The sequence below is a fragment of the Pseudarthrobacter sp. HLT1-3 genome (assembly GCF_059383535.1).
The window spans coordinates 68531-76493 of the sequence record NZ_JBWZCJ010000023.1; the positions used below are offsets into that span (position 1 = coordinate 68531).

Annotated in this window: 4 protein-coding genes and 1 pseudogene; 4 read left to right on the forward strand and 1 reads right to left on the reverse strand. The window is 68.1% G+C overall.

Features of this window, described 5'->3' with window-relative positions; genetic code table 11:
* The first annotated feature begins 94 nt into the window (after nt 1-94).
* Together AC50X9_RS17795 and AC50X9_RS17800 are read left to right on the forward strand one after the other, a co-directional pair.
* Entirely contained in the window at nt 95-883 is a 789-nt protein-coding gene (locus AC50X9_RS17795) for a MerR family transcriptional regulator (RefSeq protein ID WP_494895666.1), read from the forward strand.
* A gap of 52 nt (nt 884-935) precedes the next feature.
* A complete protein-coding gene (locus tag AC50X9_RS17800; protein ID WP_494895668.1) occupies nt 936-2633 on the forward strand; it encodes a DUF7059 domain-containing protein in 1698 nt (565 codons plus the stop codon).
* Between the two features lie 93 nt (nt 2634-2726).
* Here the strand turns inward: AC50X9_RS17800 and AC50X9_RS17805 are convergent.
* A pseudogene (locus AC50X9_RS17805) lies at nt 2727-3992 on the reverse strand (MFS transporter); the annotation flags it as partial.
* Between the two features lie 78 nt (nt 3993-4070).
* On the opposite strand from AC50X9_RS17805, the gene AC50X9_RS17810 reads away from it, so the two are divergent.
* Together AC50X9_RS17810 and topA are read left to right on the forward strand one after the other, a co-directional pair.
* Complete coding sequence (locus tag AC50X9_RS17810) at nt 4071-4784, forward strand: ArsR/SmtB family transcription factor (protein WP_494895670.1); 714 nt, start codon at nt 4071-4073, stop codon at nt 4782-4784.
* A gap of 193 nt (nt 4785-4977) precedes the next feature.
* Nucleotides 4978-7716, forward strand: coding sequence for a type I DNA topoisomerase (topA, locus tag AC50X9_RS17815; RefSeq protein ID WP_494895671.1), 2739 nt, complete (start codon nt 4978-4980; stop codon nt 7714-7716).
* Nucleotides 7717-7963 lie beyond the last annotated feature (247 nt).

The following is a 7963-nucleotide window of genomic DNA, read 5'->3' on the forward strand; positions in this document are numbered from 1 at the left end:
CCCGTGCGGGGCCTTGACCTTTACGTTGCGTCAAGCTCTAGCATCGGATTACCGGCACGGACGGGGCCGTGCCGGAGTGGAAAGGGGAAACAGCGTGGATTGGTCGGTGCAACAGATCGCCAGGACCGCCGGGACCACGAGCCGGACGTTGCGTCACTATGACAGCATCGGCCTGCTCAAACCCAGCCGGACCGGCGGGAACGGGTACCGGTTCTACGACCAGGCCTCCCTCGTCAGGCTGCAGCGCATCCTGCTCCTTCGGGACCTCGGGCTGGGGCTGCCGGCCATCGCCGAGGTCCTCGACCACGAGCCCGATGCCGGACGGGCACTGGGCCGGCACCTGGATTGGCTGCGGCAGGAACAGGACCGGCTGGCGCGGCAGATCGCCTCGGTCCGGCAGACGCTTGAAGCACTGAAAGCAGGAGGAGAAATCATGGCGGAGAAGATGTTCGACGGCTTCGACCACACCCAGTACAAGGACGAGGTGGAGGAACGCTGGGGCAAGGACGCCTACGCGAAAAGCGACGCCTGGTGGCGCCGGATGAACCCGGCCGAGAAGGAGGACTGGAAGGAGCGTTCGCGCCAGCTGGGCAGCGACTGGATCGCCGCAGCGGAGTCGGGCATCGCGGCGGACAGCGCCGAAGCGCAGGAGCTTGCCCGGCGGCACGTTGAGTGGCTCACCGCTATTCCCGGCACACCCGCTGCGGCCGCCGCCGGCGGCGCGGACGGGAAAGCCGATGGGAGGAATGACCTGAAGGGCTATGTCACCGGGCTCGGGGAGATGTACGTTGCCGATCCGCGCTTCGCCGCGAACTACGGGGGCGAAGCCGGCGCGACGTTCGTCCGGAACGCCCTGCGGGTCTACGCCGGCAGGCATCTCTAGGACCCCTGGCACCCTAGCTCCCGGGCCGCCGGGTCGGGACTAAACTTGTCCGGTGACTCCCTCAACGCATTTCACGGCCGGCAATACCCCCGACGCCCCGCGCAGCGACCTGCCCGGCCTGCTCGAATCCCTGGCCGCGGACCTGCGCGGCATCGGCTACACCGTGGACGGGGTCGCCGATCTGCTCGGCGCGGCAGCGCACAGTGCCCTGAGCCGCGACCAGCTCGTTCCCGCGCTGATCGTCACCGAGGCGGCCCGCAAGGGTGAGGCGACGACGGCGGCGCTCGCCGCCGTCGTCCGCTTCTGGCTGCTGGCGGAGCCGCAGTCTGCCGCTACTCTCAACGCGGCCCTGCCCGGCATCCGCACGGCGGGTCTGCTGGAGCTGGGCCTGGTTGAGCCGTCCGCCGAGGGTCTGGTTCAGGCCAAAGTGGATCTGCGGCCGTATGGCTGGGAGGGGATACCCGGGGACGGCGCCCAGGGGGACAGCGCCCAGAGGGGCAGCGCCCAGAGGGGCAGCACCCAGAGGGAAAGCAATGTCAGCAGCGGCGGCGCGGAGCTCTGGGTGGCCAGCGATCTCGCCGCCCACCAGCGGCCCGGTGTGCTCCGCCACGACCACGTGCTCGGGATCGGGCAGGCGTCCACCACCCTGGTGCAGGTCACGGCGCGCCGTCACGTGGCCCGGGCCCTGGACCTGGGCACCGGCTGCGGCATCCAGACCTTCCACCTCTTGCACCATGCCGAGCACGTGACCGCCACCGACATATCCGACCGGGCCCTGGCCTTCACCCGCTTCAACCTGCTGCTCAACGCCGGCGAGCTGCACCTGGACCCCGCGGATCTGGAAGCCCGCGTGAGTCTCCGCCGGGGCTCCCTGCTCGACCCCGCGGAGGGCGAGGAATTTGAGCTCGTGGTCTCCAATCCGCCGTTCGTGATCACGCCGCGCAGCCCGGGCGAGGCCACCGCGGACCAGTTCACCTACCGAGACGGCGGCCTGCCGGGCGATGACATCGTCGCCGCACTGGTCCGGGCGCTTCCCTCGGTTCTCGCCCCTGCCGGAACCGCCCAGTTGCTGGGCAACTGGGAGATCCCGACGGGCGCGGCCTGGGACGAGCGGCCGCGCAGCTGGGCCGACGCCGACGCGGACGTCTGGTTCCTGCAGCGCGAGCGGGTCAGCCCGGAACAGTACGCCGAAACGTGGCTGCAGGACGCCTCCGAGGCACGCGACCGGCGGCTCTATCAGGACTCGTACGCTGCCTACCTGGATGATTTTGCCTCCCGCGAGGTCGAGGCCATCGGCTTCGGGATGATCTGGCTGCGCCGTCCCGCGGAAGGCTCATCGCCGGTGCTGCGGCGCTTCGAGGAGATCACCTATCCGATCGAGCAGCCCGTCGGCCCGCACCTCGGCGCAGCCCTGGAGCGCGCCGACTGGCTGGCCGCCCATGATCTGGCCGCCGCGCACCTGCTCGTGGCCGACGACGTCACCGAGGAGCGGCACCAGCGCCCCGGCGCCGAACACCCCGGTGTGATCCTGCTGCGTCAGGGCGCAGGCCTCCGCCGCACCAACCTGCTGAGCACCGAGCTGGCCGGCTTTGTCTCAGCGTGTGACGGCGACCTCTCCGTCCGGCAGATCATCGGCGCCCTCGAGGCGCTGCTGGGCGGGGGCGAGGACTGGGACGCCGAAAGCTTCCGCGGCGGGCTCCTCGCCGAGGTGGGAAACCTGGTCCTCGACGGCTTCCTGCTGCCCGCCTGACACTGCGCCGCCGGCTGACGCGGCGGCGGCTGACGCGCCGGCGGCCGGCCGGTGCGTTGGAGCGGCGGCGGCTGCGGGGACGACCGGACCGGCCGCGCCCTTGCTGCCGTACCGCGGCAGGACGTACGCGGCGACGGCCAGGGCCGCCAGCACACCGGCCACTCCCGCCACCAGGAAGCTGACACGGATCGGGAGCAGGGCGCCGAGCAGCCCGCCCAGCGCCAGGGCGCCGATGGAGACCGCCCGGGTCAGGCCTCCGATGATCGCCATCGCCTGGCCCCGGCCGCTTTCCGGGATCCGCAGGATTACTATCGCCCCGAAGCAGGCGTTCAGCACCCCGCAGGAAGCCCCCATTGCCGTATAGGCCACGAACAGCAGTTCCATGTTCGGCACCTGAGCCATGATTCCCAGGAAAGCCGACGTCAAGGCCATCGAGACCAGCAGCACGCGCAGCCGGGCATCGGAGGTGCTGATCCGGCTGGCCAGGGCCGCACCGGAAGCCATCCCCAGACCAAACGACGCGGCCAGCAACCCGTACTGCATTTCGGTGGCACCGAGCTCGTCGCGGGCCAGGAACACCTCAAGGACGTTCGTCGCCTCGCCGACGGTGATGAAGAACAGCGCGCCGATGACCAGCGCCCAGACCAGGCCGTCCCGCCGGAGGTGGCGCAGTCCGTCAAGCTGGGCGGGCCGCTCCTTGCCGGCCCGTTCGGCGGCCGTCCCGCGCCGGGTCCGGATGAGCATGGCGCCCGAGGCCATCGCGAGGTAGCAGCCGCTGGCCACGGCAAAAACCAGGCCGGATCCGCCCCAGCCGCTGAGCAGCCCTCCCGCTGCCGGTCCCACCATGCTGGCGACCATGATGGTTGCCTGCATCGTGCCCAGCGCGCGCGGGGTCCGCTCCTCGCCCACAATCCTCGGCAGCAGGGCCTGCCAGGTCGGCCCTGCCACGGCCTGGGCTGTGTCGAGCAGGAAGGTCATGGCAAACAGCACCGGCAGGTAATTGTCCAGATACTGCATCCCCAGGCCCATGCCGCCGACGGCCGCGGCACTGACCACGGACGACGCCGTCGCGAGCGTCCGCGAATCCCTCGTGTCTGCCAGGCGGCCGGCCCACGGGGCCAGCAGCACTAGGGGGAGTGCCGAGCAGAGCAGATAGGCCGCCACGAGCCAGGGCCCTGCAACTGGGGTCTGGCCGGCGGCGGCAAGGTTCTGCAGGTGCAACATAACGCTGATGATGACGGCGCCCATGCCTGCCGTGGCGATAAAGCGGGAGCCGCTGGCGAGCAGGAAATCGTGGTTGTGCCAGAGCGGCTGCGCAGCCACGGATCCGCCCGGAGCGTTATGAAATACCTGTTTCATGAGTAGCAAACTATCCCGCCCGGAATTAGGTGTCAAGCATTCCTTTCATAGTTTGGCGGCGCTCGGTAGACTGGAGGGGTGAGTACAGGAAACCCAGCGGCGGAGCCACCGGTGCCTCCGGCGGCCAAACGTAGGCAGCGCGCGGAAAAGAAGGTGGAAATCACCGACCCGAAGGCGATCCGGGCGCTGGCCCACGCCGCCCGGCTGGAAGTCATTTCCGAACTGTATTCGACCCAGGTCAGCCGGACGGCCACCGAACTCGCCGCGCAGACCGGCCTCACGCCGAGCGCCATGAGCTACCACCTGCGCGCCCTGCAGAAGTGGGGCATTGTGGTCCCGGCGGCCACCGCGGGCGACGCCAGGGAGCGCCGCTGGAAAGCTGCGGGCACGGACTTCACCATCAACTCCGGCGGAGGCGTGGCAAGTCCCGAGTTCGCCGTGCTGGATCTTGAACTGGACGCCTACCGCCGGCGTGTCAACGCCTACGCCAAGACCCGGGACGAGCTGCGCCAGCGCGGCGAAACCGTGGACGGGCCTTCCTCTTCCGTCGTGCTGGCCAGCAACCTGCTTTATTTGACGCCGGAGCAGCGTGCCGAGCTCAATAGCAGGCTCTTCGAACTATTGCGGGACTACGAACTGGAGGATCCGGACCACGTTCCCGAGGGCGCGGAGCGGATGGCGACCATGTGGTCGATGATCCCGGATGACCGCGGACTGGCCCCGGCGATGCCCGGACAGGCCCCGGCGAAGCCCGGAAAGTCACCCGCGACCCCAGGCGCGGGCCCCGTCTGACGGGCTCCTGGGCGATGCGGCCGAGCCGAGTAAAAGGCCGAGTAAAAGCTTGCGGCGCAGACGGTTCTTTACGCCAGCAAGTCGCGTCAGGGACCCCGTCGTTTCAGGCTGAATGCGCGGGAATCCGCAAAATATGGTGAACTAGGCGGGTATGGGCGCATCTGCCCGAGCAACCTTTTTCTGTAGGAGCACCGTGCCAAGTAAGGCCAAAACCGGTAAGAAACTCGTGATTGTGGAGTCTCCCGCCAAGAGCAAGACCATCGCCAAGTACCTCGGCGAGGGCTTCATTGTTGAGGCCTCCATTGGTCACATCCGGGACCTCCCGCAGCCCTCGGAACTGCCGGCGGAACTGAAGAAGACCTCGGTGGGCAAGTTCGCCGTTGACATTGATAACGACTTCAAGCCGTACTACGTGGTGTCTCCGGACAAGAAGAAAAAGGTCGCCGAACTCAAGGCCCAACTCAAAGACGCTGACGCGCTCTATCTCGCAACCGATGGGGACCGCGAGGGCGAGGCAATCGCGTGGCACCTGCTCGAAGTGCTCAAGCCCAAGGTGCCGGTCTACCGGATGACCTTCGGCGAAATCACCAAGGAAGCCATCCACCGCGCCATGGACAACCTGCGCGACGTGGACCAGGACCTGGTGGACGCGCAGGAAACCCGCCGTGTGCTGGACCGCCTCTACGGCTATGAGATCTCCCCGGTTCTGTGGCGAAAGGTGGCCCGCGGACTCTCCGCCGGCCGCGTGCAGTCCGTGGTGACCCGCATGGTCGTGGACCGCGAGCGTGAGCGGATGGCCTTCAAGGCAGCCTCCTACTGGGACCTGACCGGCCAGTTCGGTGCAGGTTCCGGCTCCTTCAAGGCCAAACTCGCGATGGTCGACGGCGCCAAGGTCGCCAGCGGCCGGGACTTCAACGACAGCGGCGAGCTTACTTCCCGCAACGCCGTGCACCTCAATGAGGAACTCGCCACCTCCCTTGCCGCCGGACTGCAGGACGCCGATTTCCGCGTCCGCTCCGTCGATACCAAGCCCTACACCCGCCGCCCCGCCGCACCGTTCACCACCTCGACGCTCCAGCAGGAGGCCGGCCGCAAGCTGCGCTTCTCCTCCAAAAGCACCATGCAGGTGGCCCAGCGGCTGTACGAAAACGGCTACATCACCTATATGCGTACGGACTCCTCCGCGCTGAGCAACGAGGCACTCACGGCGGCACGGCGCCAGGCCTCCGAACTGTACGGTCCGGAATACATCCCCGAGTCCCCGCGCGTCTACAGCGGAAAGGCCGCGAACGCGCAGGAGGCCCACGAGGCCATCCGTCCCGCCGGAGACTCCTTCCGTACCCCGGCCCAGGTGGCCAAGCTGCTGTCCGGCGACGAGTTCCGCCTCTACGAGCTGATCTGGAAGCGCACCGTCGCCTCGCAGATGGCCGATGCCAAGGGCTCCACCGCCACGATCCGCCTCGGCGCGGTGACTGTAGGTGCTCCGGGCGAACGACGCGACGCCGAGTTCTCGGCCTCCGGCACCGTCATCACCTTCCCCGGCTTCCTCGCCGCCTACGAAGAAGGCAAGGACGAAAGCCGCGGCGACGACGAGTCCGAGGAGGCCCGCCGGCTGCCCAACGTGGCAAAGGACGACGCACTGACCGCCTCGGAGATCGCCGCCGTCGGGCACGAAACGTCCCCGCCGCCGCGCTTCACCGAAGCGTCGCTGACCGCCGAGCTGGAAAAGAAGGGCATCGGCCGCCCGTCCACCTACGCCTCCACCATCTCTACGATCCAGGACCGCGGCTACGTCCGGAAGCAGGGCTCCGCGCTGGTCCCGAGCTGGATCGCGTTCTCCGTAATCCGGCTGCTGGAACAGCACTTCCACGACTACGTGGACTACGAGTTCACGGCCGACATGGAGACCGACCTCGATAAGATCGCCAACGGCCAGGCGCGGGGACCGGCCTGGCTCAAGCACTTCTACTTCGGCGAGGATTCCGAGCCCGGCCTGCTGAGCATCGTCAACAACCTCGGCGAGATCGACGCCCGGGAAATCAACTCAATCCCGATCACCGACGGCATCACGCTGCGGGTCGGGAAGTTCGGCCCGTACCTGGAAAGTTCCATCCCGACGGTCGACCCGAAGACCGGCGAAGTGGTTGAGGCCGCCCGCGCCAACGTCCCGGAGGACCTGGCGCCGGACGAACTCACCGCGGCCAAAGCCGTCGAGCTGATGGAAACCGCTGCCCCCGAAGAGCGTGTTCTCGGCGAGGACCCGCACACCGGGCACACCGTGGTGGCCAAGAACGGCCGCTACGGCGCCTACGTCACCGAGGTCATTCCGGAAATGACCGAGGAGCAGCTCGCCAACCAGCCGGTGGAGTACTACAAGAACGGCAAGCCCAAGCCGCCGAAGAAGCCCGTGAAGGCCAAGCCCCGCACCGGTTCGCTGTTCGCGTCGATGAGTGTGGACACCATCACCCTGGACGAGGCTATGCAGCTCATGAGCTTGCCCCGCGTGCTCGGCCAGGACGCCGAAGGCAACCCGATCACCGTGCAGAACGGCCGCTTCGGCCCGTACCTGAAAAAGGGCACGGACTCCCGGTCCATCGGTTCGGAAGAGGAGATCTTCACGATCACGCTGGAGCAGGCGCTGGAAATCTACTCCCAGCCGAAGCAGCGCGGTGCCCGCGCCGCCGTCCCGCCGCTGGCGGAGTTCGGCCCGGATCCGGTGTCGGAGAAGAACATTGTGGTGAAGGAGGGCCGCTTCGGCCCGTACATCACCGACGGCGTCACCAACATCACCGTCCCGCGTTCCACCGCGCTGGAGGAGCTTACCCGGGAACAGGCCGTCGAACTCCTCGCGGAGAAGCGCGCCAAGGGCCCGGTCAAGCGCACGACGACGACGCGCAAGGCCCCGGCCCGCAAGGCCACGGCCAAGAAGTAGGACAGCCGCGCCGAAGTCGCCGGAAGCGTGCGCGTTCGCTGCTACGACGTGGTTCAGCCGCACCGAAGTCGCCGGATGCGTGCGGGGTCGCTGCCACGAGGTGGTTCAGCCGCCCCGAAATCGCCGGAAGCGTGCGCGTTCGCTGGAAGTTCGGTATATATCAAGCTGTTGGTGACAGCTGGTTGGTTTCTTTGTAGTTGATGCCGGCGTGGCTGGGGGCGCCCGGGACGGTGGGCCTGCGGTGGTA